Raw genomic sequence first — 1186 nt, 5'->3', positions numbered from 1 at the left:
TGTCTAAAGAAAAATTTGAACGTTCAAAACCGCACGTTAACGTTGGTACTATCGGCCACGTTGACCACGGTAAAACAACTCTGACTGCTGCAATCACTACAGTTTTAGCTAAAACTTACGGTGGTTCTGCTCGTGCATTCGATCAAATCGATAACGCACCAGAAGAAAAAGCTCGTGGTATCACCATCTCTACTTCACACGTAGAATATGACACCCCAAGCCGTCACTACGCACACGTAGACTGCCCAGGTCACGCCGACTATGTTAAAAACATGATCACAGGTGCTGCGCAAATGGACGGAGCTATCTTGGTTGTTGCTGCGACTGATGGCCCAATGCCACAAACTCGTGAGCACATCCTGTTAGGTCGTCAGGTTGGTGTTCCTTACATCATCGTATTCCTGAACAAATGTGACATGGTAGATGATGAAGAGTTACTGGAATTAGTAGAAATGGAAGTTCGTGAACTTCTGTCTCAGTACGATTTCCCAGGTGACGACACTCCAGTAATCCGTGGTTCAGCGCTGAAAGCACTGGAAGGCGAAGCTGAGTGGGAAGCGAAAATTGTTGAATTAGCAGAAGCACTGGATTCATACATCCCAGAACCAGAGCGTGCAATTGACAAACCATTCCTGTTACCAATCGAAGACGTATTCTCAATCTCAGGCCGTGGTACAGTAGTAACAGGTCGTGTTGAGCGTGGTGTTATCAAAGTTGGTGAAGAAGTTGAAATCGTTGGTATCAAACCAACAACTAAAACAACTTGTACTGGCGTTGAAATGTTCCGTAAATTACTTGACGAAGGTCGTGCAGGTGAGAACGTTGGTGTTCTTCTGCGTGGTACTAAACGTGAAGAAATCGAACGTGGACAAGTACTGGCAAAACCAGGTTCAATCAAGCCACACACTAAATTCGAATCAGAAGTTTATATTCTGAGCAAAGATGAAGGTGGTCGTCATACTCCATTCTTCAAAGGCTACCGTCCACAGTTCTACTTCCGTACAACTGACGTAACTGGTACTATCGAATTACCAGAAGGCGTAGAAATGGTAATGCCAGGTGACAACATCAACATGATCGTTGAACTGATTCACCCAATCGCGATGGACGACGGTTTACGTTTCGCTATCCGTGAAGGTGGCCGTACAGTAGGTGCGGGCGTTGTTGCTAAAGTATTAGGTTAATT

General features: G+C 45.2%; 1 protein-coding gene. It reads left to right on the top strand.

Annotation, left to right across the window (positions count from 1 at the left end; all coding sequences use genetic code 11):
* A partial coding sequence (gene tuf / locus ABN212_RS18680; RefSeq protein ID WP_196564508.1) for an elongation factor Tu occupies positions 1 to 1184 on the top strand: 1184 nt, incomplete at its 5' end.
* Positions 1185 to 1186: the final 2 nt, after the last annotated feature.

This window comes from Proteus genomosp. 6, assembly GCF_040139785.1.
In the GTDB taxonomy this organism is placed as follows: Bacteria; Pseudomonadota; Gammaproteobacteria; order Enterobacterales; family Enterobacteriaceae; genus Proteus.
This window is presented reverse-complemented; position numbering and strand designations above follow the sequence as displayed.